Source organism: Croceivirga thetidis, from assembly GCF_012272815.1.
Taxonomy (GTDB): domain Bacteria; phylum Bacteroidota; class Bacteroidia; order Flavobacteriales; family Flavobacteriaceae; genus Croceivirga; species Croceivirga thetidis.
This window is the reverse complement of record NZ_JAAWWL010000003.1, coordinates 1-24,071: the sequence shown is the minus strand read 5'-3', so window position 1 is coordinate 24,071 and position 24,071 is coordinate 1. Positions and strand designations below refer to the sequence as shown.

Genomic DNA, 24,071 nt, shown 5'->3' with positions numbered 1-24,071 from the left:
TTAAGGTGGGCTGTTCTCTATGTTTTTAACAATCAACAGAACAGACTAACCTTAATTTTATGTCGTCAAAAATTACACTATTAAGTCGAGGCCTTTTCGTTATTGCTTTTTTGACCCTTTCAAACCTAATGGGTCAAGTTCGGGCTGATGGTAACATCCGCTCGTTCGGCAAAACCAAGGATGGTAATTTCAGACAGTGCTTTTCAGTACGTTTATTCAATGATGATTCTGATAATGACGTATGTTCGCCTCAGATTACCGTTGATTTATCTTCACTGCCAAATATTGATAATATCAGCATAACCGATTTAAGCGGTTCAGGCTTTGATATTAGCGATTTGGATACCAGTGCATCTGGCTTTAGCACGACCAACCCCTCAGGAACTATTATCGACCCCACGACAGGTAAATGCCTAGGTCCAAATTCGAACCTTACGATTGTTTTCACAATTACTTCGACTACTGCGCTATGGCCCGATGGCAACATTTACAACTGGTCTGGTACCGTATCTGGTAATAATGTGGTTGACGGCCCACAAACCGATACCGATAATGAAGACACCCAGCCCATGTATGATTCGGACATCATACCGGGTGGTGCATTGGAAGTTTTTCAAGGAGGTAGCCCTCTAGGTTATAATGGCTTGATTCAGCCAAATTTAGACGGTACTTATGATTTTGTATTCAGAGTGACGCTTGGTAACTATGACAATGATGCAAATACAGGTGGTACGGCAAACAATATTACATACACTGATGAACTGAATCAGTTGTACAATAATATGCCTATCAATTCCATCTCCGTATCAAATTCTGCGAACGGATTGCTAACTGTAAACCCGAATTATAATGGTAATGCAAGTACAATAGGTGGCAGCAGTGTTACACCTGACCAAACTTTAGTAACTGATGGTACCTTGGCACCCGACCAAGAAGACTATGTCGATATCACTTTAAATGTGGGGCCAATTCCTCTAAATGGAAGAAGACATAGCCGATGGACGACTGGATTCATCAATATGGATGATACCTTGGGCACAACGGTATTCGCAAGAACAACAGATGGTGAAGACCCGACATGGGGATTACCCGAAGGACCTTCAGGAACTTGTAGAAACGGCTTAGGTGTTCAATTTGATTACCAAGCCGATTTTAACGTTTCAAAAACCTTGGTCGGTGATGTCGTTGCCTCAAGTGGAACGAGTGGAAATCGCGACCTTACCTATAGAGTGACGATTGAGGCTGATGCAACAAACGATGTTAATGTATATCGACTGTCTGCAATTGACCCTGTAGCCAATATTTTTGGTGCCAGTTTTGTGCAATTGGTTTCAGGCCCTACGGTTACAAATGTAAGTGCATCAAATCCTCCATCCGCAAATACAGGTTTTGACGGTGCTACTGGTAGCACATATGGTGACGGGGTTGACCTTTTGGTAGGAAATAGCAGTGATATTCTTGCTCCAGGTCAAAGTTTATATGTCGAATATACCATTGAAGTTAGCCCTGACAACAACATAACCCAAAATTTGGTGAATGGTGTTGATGTAACCGGTGACAATGTATTAAATGAACAATATGTTAGCGGAAGCGCAAACTATAGCTATGTGCTTAGTTCAGTTGATCCATGTGATCCAGTTGCCTCTGGAAATCCTGATTTTGATAATGACGGAATCGCGGATATTTGTGACCAAGATGATGATAACGATGGAATATTGGACACCAATGAGGTGACCGATAGTTTTAATGGTGCCATTCTATATTCACATAACGAAGCATCCAACCCTAGAAACATCGAAAATGCTTTTCCAGAGTTAACCAATTGGGTATTGACCACAACAAACGACGAGTCTTATGGTAGCGGTATCAGCGCAACCATGGTCGGTAACGAATTGCATCTTTCAGACCCTGGTTACGCGACCTACGCAGATGCCTTCGCCAATGATGCGTATATAGAATACAGCTTTACTACATCTTCAGAGATAGACCAGTTCATTTTTACCCAGGTCTATCTTTTGACATATGAGGACGCTGGTTTTAATAATGACAGAAATGGTGACAGCTTTAAGGCAACGGCCTTATGGTCAACCGATAATTTTGCCACCTCATTCACTTTAGCGAATGGAGTACAGCATGGAGAAACGAATACTCCTGATGCATCGGATACTTTTATTTATTTGGATGGTAGCGGAAATCCCATTGTCGCACAACCAAATACGACTTATAGCATTCGATTTTACATTTTTGACTATCAAGACGATGATGCTACAAAAGCGTACGGCCTTTGGGATGATATAATTATTACCCTTGAGGGTTTACGTTTTCGTGATACTGACCGGGATGGCAACGCTGATTATGTGGATACCGATTCAGATAATGATGGTTGTTTTGATACCGTAGAAGCTGGTCATACAGATGGTGACAATGATGGTTTTTTAGACGGCACGGGAACGGATGCAGATGGTCAAGTAACCGGTTTTGCCACAGGTTATAGCGGCGCTACCGGCAATGAAATTGTAGCAACCGAAGCTGCTGTTGATACCGCACCAACCAATCAATCAGCAAACGAAGGTAGTGCTGCTAGTTTTACAGTAGCGGCCACTGCAACTAATACTATAACATTTACCGGTGCAGGGGCACCTAATTATAATGGGTCCAACGGTATTGATAGTTCAGCCCAATTAAATTATCAATGGCAAGAAAATGGTGCTCCATTGTCAGATGGTGGTGTATACTCAGGAACCGGCACAGCTACTTTGGTTATTTCAAATGTTACGGGATTAGATGGTAATACTTATACGGTCATTATTACACATGGTGAAAACAACTGTATTTCATTATCTGAAAGTGCTACGCTTACAACCATTGATCCTTGTGACGCATTGGCTTCCGGAAATACAGATACCGATGGAGATGGAATTTCAGACTTCTGCGATGTTGATGATGACAACGATGGTATTTTGGATGTTAATGAATGTGACTTTTCAGATAGTGGTTTAACGGGACCATTACCATTTACTTTCGATATTACTTCTTCGAATCCAAATGATCAGACTGTACCACACATATTGAATAGCATTACCTACGGCGGTACCACTTATTCCGATTTTATCGTTCCTGATTCCTACATGACCATGTTTACGGTTAATGATGAAGCGAATATCCGGTATCATGAAAACGGAAGTCAACCTTTTAATAGGTCATCAAATCCCAACTTTGATAATGATGTTTTAATTGGTTTCCAAAGTAGAAACCTGAACAATTATGTTCGGTTAGAATCCGGGGAGGATTATTCAAATGGGGATTATTCTGAAGTACGATATAACACCCCAATACTATCTACTGATGGTGGTTTTGTTGCTGTAACCGAGCAAGGTGGAAATAATCCTCAGGTAATTCAAGCCCTTGATTTTAATGGAAATGTAATTGGTAATTCCATTTCAGTGGCGACAACTGACTACTCTGATCTAGAACATAGAGTAAATAATGGGCAAGATATTCATATGGCCTTATATCCCGTTGATGATTTAGTTACTCCTGGAACCCAACTTTATGGTATCAGAATCTCTTACGGTCCCTCGTCAACAAATGATGGGGCTGATGCAAAGGTTTTCTTTTTTGGTAATCTAAGTTCAGTTGGTTGCGATAATGATGGTGATGGCCTAGCAAATTATTTGGATTTAGATTCGGATAATGACGGTTGTTTTGATACGGTAGAAGCCGGTCACTCTGATGGGGACAATGATGGTCGATTAGGTAATTCTCCGGTAAGTGTTGATGCAAGCGGTCAAGTAACAGGGCAAGGTGGATACACCGGTACCAATAGTGCAGTGACCAACGCCCCTATAGCTGTAACATTTGATACCCAACCTGCCGATCAACTGACTAATATCGCTGACAACACTAGTTTTACTGCCAGTGTTTCCGGTGGGGCAATATTGAGTTATCAATGGCAAGAAAGCACCAATAATGGAACTAGTTGGAGTGATATTACTGATGGAGGTATCTATTCTGGTGCTACGACCAATAGTCTTACACTAACTGCTGTGCCGGCAGGGGAACATGATAATGACTATCGATTGGTTGTTACTTCTTCTGATAACAACTGCGCCAGTTACACAAGTGACGCTGCAAATCTATTTTTAAGACCTAGTCTTACAGTAGCTGACGCGAGTGCCGCTGAAGGGGCTTCATTGGCATTCGTGGTAACCCCTTCGCATGTGGTTGCCCAAGATATAACCTTTGACTTGACCTACACTGACGTTACGACCTCAGCAACCGATTATACTCCGGTAGCTAGTGGCGTTTTAGGTGCTAGTGCAACATCAGTGACCATAAACGTTCCAGCATTTGACGACGCTTTAATTGAGGCCGATGAAACCTTTACTCTTGGCATGACCAATGGCAATGGTTTTGCTGGTGACATTTCAGATACGGCCACTGGAACCATTACCGATAACGATGCTTCTGGTCCTGGCCAAGGTATATCAGTAGCTGATTTTACCATTGGCGAAGGCGACGGTTCGGTCGATTTTGTCATTTCTTATGTAGGTCCTGACGTTCAAGATAGTTTTACTATGGATTATGTCATCAATGATGACACGGCAAACTCAGGTACTGACTATACGGCTACATTAACCGGCCAAGTTACTTTCCCAGCTGGCACCACAAACGGAGATCAACAAACCATAACAGTCACTATAATTGATGATTCCGATTTTGAAAGTGACGAAACCTTGGATATTATCCTATCAAATATCTCAAATACTTCTATCAATTTTGTGGACTTCGATGCTGAAGGTACTATTCAAGACGATGATTCGGCAGGTTCGGTTGGTTTCGACAACAATGCAGTCATTGTAACCGAAGGCACGGACACCTTTGCGCGATTTACAGTACGTTTTACAGGTGGGTTTATTCCATTTTTTAGAACAGTCGTTGTCGATTACAACACCACTGATGGCTCTGCTGTAGCCCCAGGTGATTATACCTCAGCTTCAGGCACCCTGACCTTCCACAGTTTTAACTACTCCGATAATATTGACATACCAATAAGTGACGATGGTCTTATTGAAGCCCAAGAGTCATTTAATTTAATTCTATCAAATCTCCGCTCTTCGATTGGTGCTGTTTTTGTGGGAGGTCAACCAACGGAAACTGCTTCTGGAACGATAAATGATAATGATGGTGATCCTACCGCCGGTCTTTCAGTTTCAGATTTCACTGTCAACGAGAATGCCGGAACAGCTGATTTCACGATAACTTACAATGGAGCAACCGTACAAGACGCCTTTACGGTTGATTATGATATTACAGATGGTACGGCCTTAGCAGGTTCTGATTATAATGCAACCATTTCTGGGCAGCTGTCCTTTGCTGCTGGCACTTCAAACGGAAACCAACAGACCGTGACCATAAATATTGCTGACGATACTTTGGTTGAAGACAACGAAACTTTGAATATTCAGCTTTCAAACCTTTCAACTACACTTATAAACCTTGTTGATGCTGATGGTGTTGGAACCATAAATGATAACGATGGCTCACCGACAACAGGGCTTTCCGTTTCTGATTTTACAATTGCCGAAACCGGTGCAACAGCTGACTTTATCGTATACTATAACGGTGCTACGGTTCAAGATGGTTTTACCGTGGATTACACCATTACTGACAATACAGCTACGTCAGGTTCTGATTACTCTGCAACCTTAAGTGCACAACTGACATTCCCAGCAGGTACAACAAATGGTGATTCACAAAACATTACGGTAACCATAATGGATGATACCATTTTGGAGGGAGATGAAACTCTTGACATTGTTTTGAGTAACCTTTCTACAACACTTATCAATTTGGTAGATCCAAATGCAGTTGGTACCATCAACGATGATGAAATGGCGGGCCCTACCGATGGTATAGCAGTATCGGATTTTACAGTTAATGAAAATGTGGGAACTGTAGATTTTGTGGTTAGTTACACAGGTCCTTCATTACAAAATGCATTTACCGCAGATTATACCTTTTCAGATGGCACCGCAATTTCAGGCAACGACTTTACAGCTGCGTTAACAGGCCAGGTATCGTTCCCGGCAAATACAGTCAATGGAGACCAACAAACGATTACCGTAACGGTTATTGATGATGCCCTTATTGAAGGTGATGAAGACCTTTCCATTAACTTGACGAACTTATCTACTTCCATTATTAGTTTGGTTGACGATACAGCTACGGGAACAATAACTGATAATGATGTTGCTGCGCCGACAACTGGGCTTTCAGTCGCAGACTTCTCTGTTAATGAAAATGCAGGTACAGCTGATTTTGTAGTTAGTTATAATGGTGCTGATGTACAAAGCGCATTTACAGTAGATTACGCAATTTCTGACGGTTCGGCTACCAGCGGTTCTGACTACACCGCAACTTTAAATGGACAGTTGACCTTTGCAGCTGGTACAACAAATGGTGACCAACAGACAGTTACCGTGACCATCACTGATGATACGATTATTGAAGGTGATGAAAATCTTTCCATTTTACTATCCAATCTATCAACTAGTTTGATCAACTTGGTTGATGCGGATGCAGAAGGGATTATACTTGATGATGATGTCGCTTCTCCCACAACTGGTTTAAGTGTCGCAGATATTTCTGTAAATGAAAATATTGGTAGCACTCAATTTGTAATTACCTACAATGGGGCAACGGTTCAAAGTTCATTTACTGTTGACTATGATATCACTAACGGAAGTGCAATTTCGGGGACGGATTATTTTGCAACCCTGTCCTCACAAATCACCTTCCCAGCAGGTACGATAAACGGAGATACCCAAGTTGTGAACGTTTCAATTGCTGATGACGCCATTATTGAGGGTGATGAAGATTTAAACATTTTACTATCCAATCTTTCAACTCCATTATTAAACTTGGTAGACGATAGCGCTTTAGGTACTATCATAGATAATGATGTCGCTAGCCCAACGACCGGTTTAAGTGTTGGTAATTTCAGTGTAAATGAAAATGTAGGCACCGCGAACTTTGTGGTTACGTACAATGGTCCAGAGGTTCAACAAAGTTTTACAGCGGATTACTTGATATCAGATGGAACCGCAATATCGGGATCGGATTTCAATGCAACCCTTGCGGGTCAGGTAATATTTCCTGCAGGTTCAACTAGCGGAACACAACGTAACATTTCAGTTACCATTCTAGAAGATGCAATTATAGAAGGTAATGAAACGCTAACTGTTCAATTAAGCAACCTATCAACCACGTTATTGAATTTGGTTGATGCTGATGGAACTGGTACTATCATTGACAATGATTTTGCAACTCCCGCTACTGGTCTTGAAGTTACCGACCTTGCCGAAAATGAAAATGCCGGTAATGTAAACTTTGTGGTTACCTATCGTGGGGCAACCGTTCAAAATTCGTTTACAGTTGACTATGCCATTATAGATGGAACCGCAAACTTCGGTACTGATTTTTCGGGTACCGTTAGTGGTCAACTGACTTTCCCAGCAGGTACAGCCAATGGCGATACGCAAAACATTCCATTTAGCATTATCGACGATCTTGTCATTGAGGGAAATGAGGACTTATCCGTACAGTTATCAAACCTCTCTACACCGCTATTAAATATTGTAGATGGGCTGGGTGATGGAACAATTATCGATAACGACTTAGCCGCACCAAATACTGGTCTTTCTGTAGCAGATTTTACGGTTGACGAAAGTGCTGGTTCGACCAATTTCGTGATTACCTACAATGGAGCAACAGTTCAAGATAGTTTTACGGTCGATTTCGATATTACCGACGTAACAGCAACTAATGGCACGGATTATAATGCCGTAGCCAACGGAACATTGACATTCCCAGCGGGCACTAGTAACGGAGACCAACAATCAATAGCAGTAACGATTAACGAAGATGTCTTCATAGAACAAGATGAACAATTAACCTTTACCCTTTCGAATTTGTCCATCTACCCTATCATCAATATTGTAGATGGAAATGCAGTTGGTACGATTACTGATAATGACAACACAGCTGATAAGGGTATTGACTTTCAAAACTTATCGGTATCGGTCACAGAAGGTGACCCTGGTGATACCGTAAGTGCAACTTTTACCATTACCTTCAATGGAGACTTAGAAGCTGCCGAAGTAGTTGAGGTTGATTATTTGGTAAATGGTGTAACCGCATTTAATTCGACGGATTTCACAGCCAGCCCAACACCAACTACGTTAACATTTACAAATGCAATTAAATCGCGCTCGATTACCATACCAATAATCAACGATAATGTGATCGAACCAAATGAACAATTTGATTTTGATTTAATAGCCATTCGTTCAAATGTTGGAATTCGATTATTGAACAATTCAGCAGTAGGAAATATTGCAGATGATGATGGTGGTACCGTTTCTGCTTCAGGTTTCACACTAATCGAACAAAACACCTCAGTAAATTTTGAAGTCCAGTACAATGGCGATACCGTAACTGCAGGTTTCACAGTTGATTATGTCGTAACAGATGGAACCGCCACAGCAGGTAGTGATTACACGGCGCCATTTGCCAGCGGCTCTTTAACCTTTACAGGTAACGACAACGAAGTAAGAGCTGTGACTGTAGACATTCTACAAGACAACTTTATTGAATTTGATGAAAACTTACAAATTACCATTTCTAATGCTTCAGACCCAGTTGTAAGCATTGGTACAGCAGTTGCCGACGGTATTATTCAAGATAATGATGGCGGCGCAATTGATGTTACCGGCTTCACGGTCAATGAAGTATTTACTACAGAAAATTTTGAAGTAACCTATACCGGGGACCCAATTGCCGGAGGATTTACAGTAAACTATCAGATAGTAGATGGTAGTACCACACAAGGAAGCGATTATACTGTATCATCACCTACGGGCACTTTGAATTTTTCAGGAGCTAATGGTGAAGTACTTCAAGTACCTGTGAATATTTTACAAGATGCTTTACTAGAAGGTAACGAGACCTTGGCCATTAACCTTACCGGGGTCAATCCAAATTTAATTACCATTACAAACAATAGTGCATCTGCAACTATAGTTGACATTGACCACCAACCAACTGCCGTAGATGATTCTTTTGTTGTATTCCAAGACAACTCGAATAAAGCGTTGGATGTACTTCCAAATGATGATTTTGGTTTTGACGGTCCTGCTGCAAGTAATGCGTTACAAGTCGTAACGAACCCAGTAAATGGAACTGTTACCGTTAACAATAACGGTACACCTGCGGACCAAACAGATGATTACTTCGATTATGCTCCAAGCCCGACCTTTAACGGTAGTGATTCTTTTGTTTACAGTATAACGGATAGTAATGGAAGTACAGTAACGGCTACTGTTAACCTTTATGTTAACGACACCAACCTTAAAAAGGATTTTGAAATCCGTTACCAAGGTAACATACACGGTGATTTTACAATGATTGCCAATAATGTACTCTCTAGAAATCAAACCACTGCGTATAATGGTGAAGATGGTAACCATGATTTCTGGGACAATGTATTTGTTGATATTGACAGTGACCCAACAACATTCAATTCAACAAATGCAAACCTGGTCAACCCAGAACCGACCTTGAGCTGTCTGAATATAGAAAGAGCCTATATCTACTGGGCTGCAGCAGACAAACCTTATGACGGTGTAACTGGTGGAGGTGCCACTGAACCAACCTGGAACTATAACGAAATCAAATTGATGTTACCAGGGCAATCTACCTATACCACGGTTGCCGCAGATGAAGTATTGTATCGCGGTCGTGACGAATCATTCCAGAATGATCCTTACGTCTGTGTGAAAGATATTACCGCCGATGTAAATGCACTTGCATCTCCGTTCGGAACCTATCAAGTTGGTAACGTAAAAGCAACTGAAATGCAAGTTATCAGCCATGGTGGAGGTATTATTGGAACTTCAGGTGGATGGCAGATTGTATTTGTCTATGAAAATATTTCCCTAGATCCCAAGAACATCACGCTTTACGATGGTTATGTACATACTTATGCTTCTAATGGTGAGGGTGAAACTGAATTTAACTTTAGTGGATTCCAAACAATTCCGGCCGGTAATGTAAATACGAAAATGATGATCGGATCATTGGAAGGAGACCGAGATTTAGGAGGTGATCAATTCTTGATAAACGATACCAGCAACAACTGGACAAATATCTCAACAGCATTAAGGCCTTCAAACAACTTCTTTAATAGCCGCATTACGTTGGATGGGGCGAATTTTGTAAATCGAAATGTTCCAAGTACCAATACGTTAGGTTTCGATGCCGGAAAATTTCAATTGAACAATACCGGAAACCTTTTGATTGGTAATGACCAAACGTTTGCACGTTTCAAAATAACCACGGATCAAGAATCTTACGGGCTTTACTTGATGGGTATGAGTGTTGATGTGTACCAACCGAGTTTAGGCGCATTGAGTTTGGATGCGAACACAGCAGGCCCACATAACCCAGGTGACATTGTGCCCATGACGCTCAATGTTAACAACGTGGGTAATGATGATATACAAGATTTGGTCATTAGCGTGGTCATACCGAATGAAGCTGAGTTCTCTAATGTTGGAACCTTGCCATCAGGGGTAACCCACTCTTATGATGCAATGACAAGAACATTACTGTTCGATGTTGCAAATGGTTTTATTAACATGGGTGATGCTTTTGACATCAACTTCGATATTCAATTAAGTCCTTCATGTTATTACCTTGAAACGGCTTGTACAAGTAGTTTCCCATTACAAGCAACTGCGACATTTAGTGGTGTCACAAATACAGATCCTATTACAACTGACAGTTCTGGTACAACCGACGCCTGTGGTATTGGAGAACATGACCCAACTATAATAGATGTTCAGCAACCGGCTCAGGTCAATTGGGCAACCGTTGCCAATAGTTTGGACAGAACGGTAAGCTGTGATGATACCGCCGGTTTAAATGCAGCACAAGCACTAGAACCAGTTCCAGCTTCTTGTAATTTTATACTAGACAAGGTGGCAGGAGTATTCACACCAGCTGGAGCATGTACCTCAGAGGGTACCTACACAAACACTTGGACTTTCACAGATGCTTGTGGTCGTATCAGTGCTACATATACCCAAGTCATTACAGTAGAAGATAACGCAGCACCTACGTTCAATGAGTCATTGCCAGCAGATTCTTTCGCTGCTCATACCAGTGTTCCTTCTCCACAGACACTAACAGCGAACGATAATTGCGATACAATTGCAAATGTTGTTTTCACTGAAACTTATATTGGTGATAATACCAGTACCACCTATACAATTGTAAGAACTTGGTCAACAACGGATTGTGCAGGTAATTCAAATTCACATACCCAACGAATTTTTGTTACCGAAGGCGGTCTAGCACTTGGTTTAAGCATTGATGATGTAACCGTGAACGAAGGTGACGGAACTGCTACCTTGACTGTATTGAATACAGGTGATGTTTCAGGAGGATTTACCGTTAATTTCAGCTCTACTAATGGTACGGCTGCTGAACCAGCTGACTATGTTCAAACTACTGGTATTCTGAACTTCTCTGGTGCACACAACGAATCACAAACCATTACGGTGACCATTAATGATGATAATCTTCTAGAACCGACCGAAGACTTATCAATTCTATTGACAAGTGGATCAAACACCCCTACGATTAATGATGATACAGGTATCATTACCATTAACGATAATGATAATGTTGCGGGTGTAGGAGTTTCATTCGACCCTAATGTAATAACCGTTACTGAGGGTATTGACCCTGCTGCAAGATTTACAGTGAATTTCACAGGAAATCTAGCACCTGGTCAAACTGTTACTGTTGATTTTGATTCTGCCGATGGAACTGCATTCCAAGGGCAAGATTATGTTGACTCTTCAGGTACATTGACCTTTAGCGATACTGTTACATCAATTTTTGTTGATGTACCCTTAATTGATGATAATATTATCGAACCGACTGAGAATGTGTTGCTAACATTATTCAACGTTCAATCCAATGTTGGAGTTGGGTTCTCAAACGGAGCCCCTGTGAATTCAGGTCTTGGTAATATTTTGGATGATGATTTTGTTCCCGGAGTTTCAGGTCTATCATTTCAGGCTGACCCAGTAACAGTAAACGAAGCTGACGGTACCGCAACCGTAAATGTGGTCTTGACCGGCAACGTTCAGGGTAGCTTTACTGTGGATTACGATTCCGCAGATAATACTGCTAATTCCGGTGTCGACTATACCGCTGTTTCAGGAACATTGACCTTTGCTGGAAACGATGGTGAAATTCAATCGATTACCATACCAATAGTTGATGATGTTCTTATTGAACCAACGGAAATGTTCAATATTGATTTATCGAACCTTTCGACAGCTCTAATTGTAATCAATGATTCCCAAGGGGAAGTTGAAATTATTGACAATGACAACGTACCTGGTGTTACCGGTATTTCATTCCAAAACGATCCAGTTACGGTTAATGAAGGTGCAGGAACTGTTACGGTGAATGTCCTTTTGACAGGGGAAGTTCAAGGTGGCTTCACAATTGACTATGATTCTGCAGATTTAGCTGCTATTGCAGGAGCTGATTATACGGCAGTCTCAGGTACATTGACATTTGCAGGTACCGATGGTGAAGTACAACCAATTGTCATACCAATAATTGACGATACTTCAATTGAACCAACAGAGCGATTCTTAATAGACCTTTCGAATCTATCAACGAGCTTAATCGCAATAAACGATTCTCAAGCTAGCGTAGATATTATAGATAATGACAATATCCCTGGTACAACGGGTATTTCATTCCAAAATGATGCAATAACAGTAAATGAAGCCGATGGTACTGCCACTGTTAATGTACTGCTATCTGGAAACGTTCAAGGTGGATTCACAATCGACTTTGATTCTGCAGATAATACAGCGTTAGCCGGTTCTGACTATACCGCTGTTTCAGGTACATTAACCTTTACAGGTAACGATGGGGAAGTACATCCGATAACTATTCCAATAACCGATGACAATGTTATAGAACCTACAGAGCAATTATTAATTGATTTGTCGAATTTATCGACAACCTTAATCGGAATTAACGATTCACAAGCTACTGTAGACATTATCGATAATGATAACATTCCAGGAACAACTGGAATATCTTTCCAGACAGACCCTGTTGTAGTGTACGAAGCTGATGGAACGGCCACTCTGAATGTACTATTGACAGGTAATGTTCAAGGCGGATTTACAGTTGACTATGCATCAGCCGATAATTCTGCAAATGCTGGAGCTGATTACACAGCGGTAACAGGTACTTTAACATTTGTAGGGAACGATGGTGAAATTCAACCTATCGTTGTGCCTATAACCGATGATAATTTCATCGAACCTACGGAGCAGTTCTTAATGAACTTGTTGAATCTTTCAACAACTTTAATTGCAATTAACGACTCTCAAGCAAGCGTTGATATCATTGACAACGACAATATCCCAGGAACTGGTATTTCATTCCAAAATGATGCAATTACAGTTAATGAAGCTGATGGTACTGCAACCGTAAACGTCTTACTGACAGGAAATGTTCAAGGTGGATTCACAATCGACTTTGATTCTGCAGATAATACTGCAATAGCAGGATTGGATTACACTGCAGTTTCTGGAACCTTGACTTTTGTAGGAAATAACGGTGAGATTCAACCTATTGTAATTCCAATTACAGATGATAATGTTATTGAACCAACTGAGCAATTCTTAATCGATCTTTCAAATCTTTCAACAGGATTGATAGGTATAAATGATGCCCAAGCCACGGTTGACATTATTGATAATGATAATATACCTGGTACAACAGGTATATCATTCCAAAATGATGCAATTACCGTAAATGAGGCGGATGGTACAGCCACGGTCAATGTGCTATTGACTGGAAATGTTCAAGGAGGTTTTACCATAGATTTTGCTTCTGCAGATGATTCTGCCTTAGCAGGTTCTGATTATGCAGCGGTTACTGGAACATTAACATTTATAGGTAATGACGGTGAAATAAGACCAATTACCATTCCAATAATTGACGATAATGTGATTGAACCAACCGAAAGACTGCTGATTGATTTATCCAATCTTTCGACTACATTAATTGCAATTAATGACTCGCAAGCTACAGTTGATATTTTAGATAATGACAATATTCCTGGTACAACGGGGATTTCGTTTCAGAATGACGCGATTATTGTCAACGAAGCTGATGGTACGGCAACAATAAATGTACTCTTAACAGGAAATGTTCAAGGTGGATTTACGGTCGACTACACAAGTGCAGATGGTTCTGCGGAAAATCCAAGTGATTATACCGCTGTTTCAGGAACATTGACTTTCACAGGAGTACACCGTGAAATGCAGTCGATTACCGTTCCGATTATCGATGATAATGTTATTGAGGCTACTGAAAGATTATTCATTAATCTTTCAAACCTCTCAACAACCTTGATTGCAATAAATGATGCCCAAGCTACTGTTGATATCGTTGACAACGATAATATACCTGGCACAACCGGTATTTCATTCCAAAATGATGCAATTACCGTTAACGAAGCCGATGGTACGGCAACAGTGAATGTATTATTGACTGGAAATGTTCAAGGCGGATTTACTGTAGATTTCGATACTGCAGATGCAAGTGCCGAGGCACCTAGCGATTATATTGCACAATCTGGCACATTGACTTTCGCTGGAAATGATGGTGAAATTCAACCAATAACCATTACTATCATTGACGATGATGTCATCGAAGCAACGGAAAGACTTCTGATTGATTTAACAAATCTATCTACCGGTTTGATTGCTATCAATGATTCTCAAGCTAGTATTGATATCATTGACAATGATAATATTCCTGGAGTAACAGGTATTTCATATCAAAATGATACGGTTACAGTCAATGAAGGTGATGGAACAATGACGTTTGACGTAGTACTAACTGGAAGTGTTCAAGGTGGTTTCTCTGTGAATTACGCAAGTGCAAATGGAACCGCTGTACAACCGAGTGATTATACTTCAATGGTCGGTACCTTAAATTTCGTAGGAATTGATGGAGAAGTACAGACCATTACAATTCCAATTATTGATGATTTGATAATTGAACCAACCGAGGACTTGACAGTAACCCTTTCTGGATTGTCGACCACTTTAATTACCATTAATGGTCCGAGTGTAGGTACAGGAAACATCATTGATAATGACAGCACAGGTGCGGGAGAAGGAATCTCAGTTGCTGACTTCACAGTTGATGAATCTGTTGGAAACGTGAATTTTGTTATCACTTATACAGGACCGGATGTTCAGAATTCTTTCACTGTTGACTTCCTTGTTGCTGATGGTACGGCTAACTATACATCAGATTACAATATGGCTAGTCTTTCAGGCACGGTTACATTCCCTAATGGAACAACAACCGGTGATACACAATTGGTCACGGTAACAATTCTAGACGACGACATAATTGAGTTCAGTGAGACTTTGGATATTACGCTATCGAATATTTCTCATGGTGCTATAGGCATGTTGGACGGAAACGCCATTGGAACAATTGATGACAACGACGCCATTCCTGGGGTGACCGGTATAAGGTTTGACAACAATAATGTAACCGTCAATGAGGATGCAGGTACTATGACCTTCGATGTCGTACTGACCGGTAGTGTTCAAGGTGGGTTCACCGTTGACTATGCAACTACCGACGGTACTGCAGAGCAACCTAGTGACTATACAGCTACTACAGGTACCCTTGCCTTCGTTGGTATCGATAACGAGGTGCAGACCATCACTATCCCGATTATAGACGACAACGTAATCGAGTTTACAGAAAATCTGACCGTTACACTTTCGGCTCTCTCAACTCCGTTGATTACAATCAATGGTGGTAACACCGCAACAGGTAATATCATCGATAACGACGCCATTCCTGGAGTGACGGGCATACGATTTGATTCCGACAATGTAACCGTTGATGAGGATGCGGGCACGTTGACCTTCGATGTAGTACTGACCGGTAACATACAGGGTGGGTTCACCGTTGACTACGCTACCGCAGACGGTACCGCAGAACAGCCAAGTGACTATACCCAGACAATCGGTACCTTGACTTTCGTCGGTAATGATGCTGAAGTGCAGACCATTACAATTCCGATTATAGACGATGACGTAATTGAATTTACCGAAGACCTGACCGCTACCCTATCGGCGCTTTCAACGACCTTGATTACCATCAATGGCCCAGATACGGCCACAGGTAATATCGTTGATAACGACGCCATTCCTGGGGTGACCGGTATAAGGTTTGACAACAACAATGTTACCGTCAATGAGGATGCAGGTACTATGACCTTCGATGTCGTACTGACCGGTAGTGTTCAAGGTGGGTTCACCGTTGACTATGCAACTACCGACGGTACTGCGGAGCAACCTAGTGACTATACAGCTACTACAGGTACCCTTGCCTTCGTTGGTATCGATAACGAGGTGCAGACCATCACTATCCCGATTATAGACGACAACGTAATCGAGTTTACAGAAGATCTGACCGTTACACTTTCGGCGCTATCAACTCCGTTGATTACAATCAATGGTGGTAACACCGCAACAGGTAATATCATCGATAACGATGCCATTCCTGGAGTAACGGGCATACGATTTGATTCCGACAACGTAACCGTTGATGAGGACGCCGGCACTTTGACCTTCGATGTAGTACTGACCGGTAACGTACAGGGTGGGTTCACCGTTGACTACGCTACCGCAGACGGTACCGCAGAACAACCAAGTGACTATACCCAGACAATCGGTACCTTGACTTTCGTCGGTAATGACGCTGAAGTACAGACCATTACAATTCCGATTATCGACGATGACGTAATTGAATTTACCGAAGACCTGACCGCTACCCTATCGGCACTTTCAACGACCTTAATTACCATCAATGGACCGGATACGGCCACAGGTAATATCGTTGATAACGACGCCATTCCTGGGGTGACCGGTATAAGGTTTGACAACAATAATGTAACTGTAAATGAGGATGCAGGTACTATGACCTTCGATGTCGTACTGACCGGTAGTGTTCAAGGTGGGTTCACCGTTGACTATGCAACTACCGACGGTACTGCAGAGCAACCTAGTGACTATACAACTACTACAGGTACCCTTACCTTCGTTGGTATCGATACCGAGGTGCAGACCATCACTATCCCGATTATAGACGACAACGTAATCGAGTTTACAGAAGATCTGACCGTTACACTTTCGGCGCTATCAACTCCGTTGATTACAATCAATGGTGGTAACACCGCAACAGGTAATATCATCGATAACGATGCCATTCCTGGAGTGACGGGCATACGATTTGATTCCGACAACGTAACCGTTGATGAGGATGCCGGCACGTTGACCTTCGATGTAGTACTGACCGGTAACGTACAAGGTGGGTTCACCGTTGACTACGCTACCGCAGACGGTACCGCAGAACAGCCAAGTGATTATACCCAGACAATCGGTACCTTGACTTTCATCGGTAATGACGCTGAAGTACATTCGGTGACCATTCCAATTATTGATGACACCATAATTGAAGAAACCGAATCCTTTAATTTAATTCTGTCTGGTTTGTCAACTACTTTAATTACAATAAATGGCACGGATACGGCCACGGGTAATATCGTTGACAACGACAACATTCCAGGAGTTACAGGTCTTACTATTGATGATGTTATCGTTGATGAAACCGACGGTACGGCCACACTAACGGTAACGCTAACTGGTGATGTACAAGATGGATTAATGGCAGAATTCAATACCGTTGACGATACTGCAGAAGCTGGTGAGGACTATACCCAATCATCAGGTATTGTGACCTTTGCAGGAAACGATGGAGAAACGCAATCGATAACCATACCAATTACGAATGATGTGCTATTGGAAACCGACGAACTATTCATGGTAGTTCTATCGAACCTTTCCACAACGGCAACTCAAATCAATGATGATACCGGTACAATTACGATAATTGATGATGAATTTGATACCGATGGCGATTTAGTGCCGGATATTGTAGATATCGATGATGACAATGATGGTATCTTGGATACTCTTGAAGACGACACTGCCACTGATTCAGATGGTGATGGATATCCTGATAGCATAGATATTGACTCTGACAACGATGGTATTCCAGATAACGTTGAAGCACAAACAACTTCTGGTTACATTCCACCAACCGGAATCGATTCAGATAATGATGGTTTGGACGACGCGTATGAAGGAGCAGGTGATGAAGGAGTTACCCCAGAAGATACTGATGGTGATGGCACCGATGACTTCAGGGACTTGGATACTGACAATGATACCGTTCCTGATAACAATGAAGGAAATGACTTTAACTTCGATGGAATACCTGACCAAACCTTGACTGGTGTTGATTCTGATGGGGACGGATTGGATGATGGTTATGAAGGAAGCGATGTTAACGATGGGTTCGATGTTAATGATGAGATTGATGATCCAGCTAATGATTTACCGGATACGGATCAGTTGGAAGATGTTAACTATCGCGACATAGACGACGATGGTGATGGAGTCAATACAGAAGATGAAGACCCTGACGGTGATGGTGACCCAACAAATGATGATACAGACGGCGATGGTATTCCAGATTATCTAGACCCTATCGATACCGATGGTGATAACGTACCTGACTATATTGATATTGACGACGATAACGATGGTGTTCTTGATATCTATGAAGGGGATGAAACAACGGATACTGATGGTGACAGTATTATTGATAGACTTGATATTGATTCTGACAATGATGGAATTCCAGACAATGTAGAGTCACAGACTACCGATGGCTACATTCCTCCTTCAGGAAACGATTCTGATAACGACGGACTTGATGATGCTTACGAAGGAAGTGGAGACGAAGGAACGATACCTGTCGATACGGATAATGACGGAACCGTTGATCAAAGAGATTTAGATTCAGACAATGACAATGTACCTGATAACAATGAAGGTAATGACTTCAACTTTGATGGCGTACCTGACCAATTCTATACAGGTGTGGATACTGATGGAGACGGATTGGATGATGGTTATGAAGGAAGTGATGTCAACGATGGCTTTGATGTTAACGATGAAATTGATGATCCTGCAAATGACCTTCCAGACACCGACGGTACCGAGGATGTTAATTATAGGGATGTTGATGACGACGGAGACGGCATTGATAGTATTGATGAAGACGCCAATAACGATGGTGATCCTACCAACGACGATACTGATGGTGATGGTACTCCAGATTATCTTGACCCAGAAGACGACAGGTTGTTTGATCCGAATTTTGAGGATATCACAATTATGTGTGGGGATGAGATTCCAGCCGTTCCGGAAATCGGAGATATTGGAGGCTGTACAGATCCAGTAATCACATTTACCGAAGAGACCATTTTCTCAGATGATACTGAAGATTATATGATAGAAAGAACTTGGTATGCCACAGATGAGTGTGGTAATGAAGTAACTTTCTATCAGACCATTTTCGTGATGCAAGCACAATTGGAAGAAGTCTTTATTGATATCTGTGTGCTGGATGATCCTATAGATTTGACTAACTATCTACCTGATCATTTTGATAAGAACGGAACGTTTACAAGCATAACACCTGGTACCTATCTTAATAATACGCAATTTGTGCCTTACGGATTGGTGGTAGGAGACTATGAAGTATCATATGCCGCGGTGAACGGAACCTGTACCTATTATGCTGATATAGTGGTTAGTGTTAATGATGATTGCTTGGTATGTAAGCCAGAGATCCTTGATATTTCTAAGACCGTAACACCTAATGGTGATGGCATCAATGAAGTCTTTAAAATTCGTAGCGAACAATACTGTGAGTGGACATTTGACGTCATGATATTCAATAGATGGGGTGATAAGGTTTATGAAGAAAAGAATTATCAAAACGATTGGGGAGGAACAGCACCTGATAATGCGGTAGGCCGTTCAGGAATTTTACCAGCAGGTACGTACTACTATATTATTGATATTGTAGGTTCTGAATTTAAACCAATCAATGGATATATCTATCTGGGTAATAGCCAATAACGGCTAAAACCAATAGGCATTAAAAAGAGGACATTCGTCCTCTTTTTTTGTTCACTCATCTATATTAAAAATCAATAATATGCATTCAAATTTGACTAGTTGTCCTAAAATTTAGATTTAGAACGATAAATATGCGTATTTGAACGTGAAAATTATTTGCTGACTCATAACATTTGTTCTTTTGATTCGGAGTTTCATCCCAAAGTTTAATTCCGTCAAAACGAACAACTTAACTTATTTTGTTATGAAATTTTGCTTTAGAATTTTTTCTGTTGCAATACTATTTCTTTCGGTTAATTCCTTTGCCCAGCAATTACCGCAGTTTACGCAGTACATGTTCAATACCATTTCAATAAACCCAGCTTATGCGGGTAGTCGGCAAGGAATGAACATGACCGCTTTACATCGCAATCAATGGTCTGGAATTGATGGAAATCCAACTACCAGTACCTTTTCTTTCCATACGCCATTGAACAACGAAAAAGTTGGATTGGGGCTCTCCTATATTTCTGACCAACTAGGTTTTGAGAATACGAATTTTGTTTATGGTGATTTCTCATACACCATACCAATTTCATATGAGGCAACCCTTTCTTTTGGACTTAAAGCCGGTTTTACCAATTATAATAGGGAACTTATTGATGCTACTGACCCAAATGCAGTTGCTGTCAATAACTGGAATCCTAATTTCGGCGCAGGGGTTTACATTACCACTGATCGATGGTATGCTGGTTTTTCATCGCCAAGAATTTTGAACAACAGTCTTAATATAGAAAGTCTAAATGCCGTTGAGGCCATTGAGCGGAATAGTTATTATGCAATTGCTGGATTGGTATTAGATCTTTCACTTGATATAAAGTTCAGGCCAGCTTTTATAACAAGATTTACAAATGGAGCTCCTATGTCCTATGATGCCACAGCCAGCTTTTTGTTTTACGAGAAGATTTGGTTTGGAGCTTCATACCGATTTAATGATGCTTCAAATTTTGGTGCATTTTTGGATTACCAAGTTTCGAATTCGATAAGACTTGGTTATGCCTATGATCTACCCACTTCAACAATTAGACCGTATTCAGGCGGCACTCATGAAGTGATTTTGATTTTTGAACCGAAGTCGATAAAGAGATCGAACCTATACCGTTCCCCACGATATTTTTAAGAATACTGTTAGTCTAGGCTAACTACCAATAAACCTTTAAAGTCAATAAAACCCCAATCTCTTAAGTAGAACAATTCATGATATCCAAAAAAATTTTCGCACAAAGGCTGCTATCTATTTCATTACTTGTTATTTCTTTCTTTTTTGGTGAAAAGGTAATTGGCCAAGCAAATTCAATTAGGACAGGTGTAGTTTTTAACTGGGCAGACGTACAAACTAATTTTAATCAGTCAGCAACATTAGAGTCTATTGAAATTAATGGAACGGAGTATAACACCTTTGTTATTCCAAGTACATATGAACTTACGAGATTGGGTGATGCAGGCCATAATGCAAACGATATTTTACTTAATGGAACTCAAATCGCTACCTCAAGTATTGTTTCTAATTGGGACAACCTGGCTTTAGATGCGTACCAATCACTGAATCTAAATCATTACTTTGTCTCTAATGGCAATGGAGATGAATTTTGTAATGATTTCGACGCTATTAATACTAATGTTGCTCAAATTCAAACAATTTCTTTTAGCCCTGGAATCCCTTCGAATCCCGACGGGATTTTAGCTGTAACGGAAAGAGGTGGTAATAACTGTCAATTCGTAAGAATTTATGGTATTCCAAATGGCGGGGGTTCTGAGCAGCTCTTAGGGCAGACGTTTGTCCGCACTTCAGGTAATATGAGCGGTATTCAACCACAAGCACCTCCAACTAGTGGTTCCGATTATTGGAGTAGTGGTAGAAATAATGAAAATGGACAAGTTATAGGTATTGGATTATATGAGTTATCAGACTTAGCACCAGTTGGCTCTACAATAACAGCAATTGAGTATTATGGCTCTTCAAATGATCATGGAGATGGAAAGTTTTTTCTTCTACAATCCTATGCCGTTGATGATATATTTGAAACTGAATTTAAAACTGAATTAAATGGAAATGTCGGTGAAAATGATAATGTTCCTGATGGTTCAGTTTATGTCATTGATACTTTTCCAACAAACGGCAGTTTAACCCTTAATCCTGATGGAACATTTACTTATACACCAGATAATGGGTTTGACGGAGTGGACACGTTCGAAATCGAAGTTTGTTTGCCTGCACCCAATCAAAATGTTTGTAACATATCTACGGTAACCGTAACTGTCAATGAAGATAATTTACCAGACGCGACAAATGACAATTTCACTGTAGCGGAGGATATTATAAATAATGCTCTAAACATTCTTCAAAATGATGATTTCGGTATAGATGGTCCGGCCATTTCCAATTCTTTAAATATCGTCTCTGGTCCATCAAATGGTTCTGCGATAATAAACAACAATGGGACTCCAAATAATCCACTCGATGATTTTGTTGAATACACCCCAGATCCTTATTTCAACGGTAATGATTCGTTCATTTATGAAATCATTGATTTTAATGGAACATCAGACCAAGCAACCGTCAACATTATTGTTACTCCAGACAGTAAAAACATTACTTTAACAATTAATAATCAATCAGTAAATGAAGATGTTGGATTTACAACAGTCTTGGTAACCATATTTGGAAATTACCAAGTTCCACCAACAATTAATTATGAAACCCGTGATGGAACTGCTAATAATACACAGGATTTTACTGGAATTAATAACTCACATACATTCATCGGGAATAACGGGGAGACTTTCCCTATAAACATACCAATAATAGACGATGAAATTATTGAATTTTCAGAATCATTTTTTGTAGATATAATTTCGAATACAGGGAGTCTAAATATAGATTTATCGAGCTCCATAACCATTATAGACAACGATGCCGATCCCGGCGTGACGGGACTTGCCTTCGACCCAACCGAGGTGACCGTCGATGAGGGTGCCGGAACCGCTACATTCAACGTCGTGCTTACCGGAAACTTCCCACAGGCATTTACCGTCGACTTCGCAACAAGCAACGGCTCGGCAACTGCAGGGGACGACTATACCGCACAGAGCGGACAGCTCAACTTTGACGGTAACGATGGTGAGGTACGCACCATTACCATTGACATCCTTGAAGATGATATCATAGAGGCGACAGAGGACTATACCCTTACCCTTTCAAACCCTTCACTTGCACTTGTGGCCATCAACACCGCCAATGCAACGGGCAACATAACCGACAACGATGCCGATCCCGGCGTGACGGGGCTTGCCTTCGACCCAACTGAGGTCACCGTGAACGAGGGCGATGGGACCGCTACTTTCAACGTGGTGCTGACGGGCAACTTCCCACAGGCATTCACCGTCGACTTCGCAACAAGCAACGGCTCGGCAACTGCCGGGGACGACTTTACCGCACAGACAGGTCAGCTAAACTTCGCAGGAAACGATGGTGAGGTTCAGACCATTACCATTGACATCCTTGAAGATGATATCATCGAGGCTACCGAGGACTATACCCTTACACTTTCAAACCCTTCACTTGCACTTGTGGCCATCAACACCGCAAATGCAACGGGCAACATCACCGATAACGATGCCGATCCCGGCGTGACAGGGCTTGCATTCGACCCAACCGAGGTGACCGTCGATGAGGGTGCCGGAACCGCAACATTCAATGTCGTGCTTACGGGTAACTTCCCACAGGCATTTACCGTTGACTTCGCAACAAGCAACGGCTCGGCAACTGCAGGGGACGACTATACCGCACAGAGCGGACAGCTCAACTTTGACGGTAACGATGGTGAGGTACGCACC

Annotated in this window: 3 protein-coding genes; all 3 read left to right on the top strand. The window is 41.3% G+C overall.

Annotated features, from left to right (window positions below; translation table 11 throughout):
* Positions 1-59 precede the first annotated feature (59 nt).
* Positions 60-20,195, top strand: coding sequence for a Calx-beta domain-containing protein (locus HCU67_RS15335; protein ID WP_168553552.1), 20,136 nt, complete (start codon positions 60-62; stop codon positions 20,193-20,195).
* 244 nt (positions 20,196-20,439) lie between these two features.
* On the top strand, positions 20,440-21,354 hold the full coding sequence (locus HCU67_RS15330) for a PorP/SprF family type IX secretion system membrane protein (protein WP_168553551.1): 915 nt from the start codon (positions 20,440-20,442) through the stop codon (positions 21,352-21,354).
* A 77-nt stretch (positions 21,355-21,431) separates the two neighbouring features.
* The coding region (locus HCU67_RS15325) for a Calx-beta domain-containing protein (protein WP_168553550.1) at positions 21,432-24,071 on the top strand (2,640 nt) is incomplete at its 3' end.

Coding starts and splice junctions, on each gene's coding strand:
- HCU67_RS15335 (WP_168553552.1), top strand. CDS start 60: ATGTCGTCAAAAATTACACTATTAAGTCGAGGCCTTTTCGTTATTGCT.
- HCU67_RS15330 (WP_168553551.1), top strand. CDS start 20,440: ATGAAATTTTGCTTTAGAATTTTTTCTGTTGCAATACTATTTCTTTCG.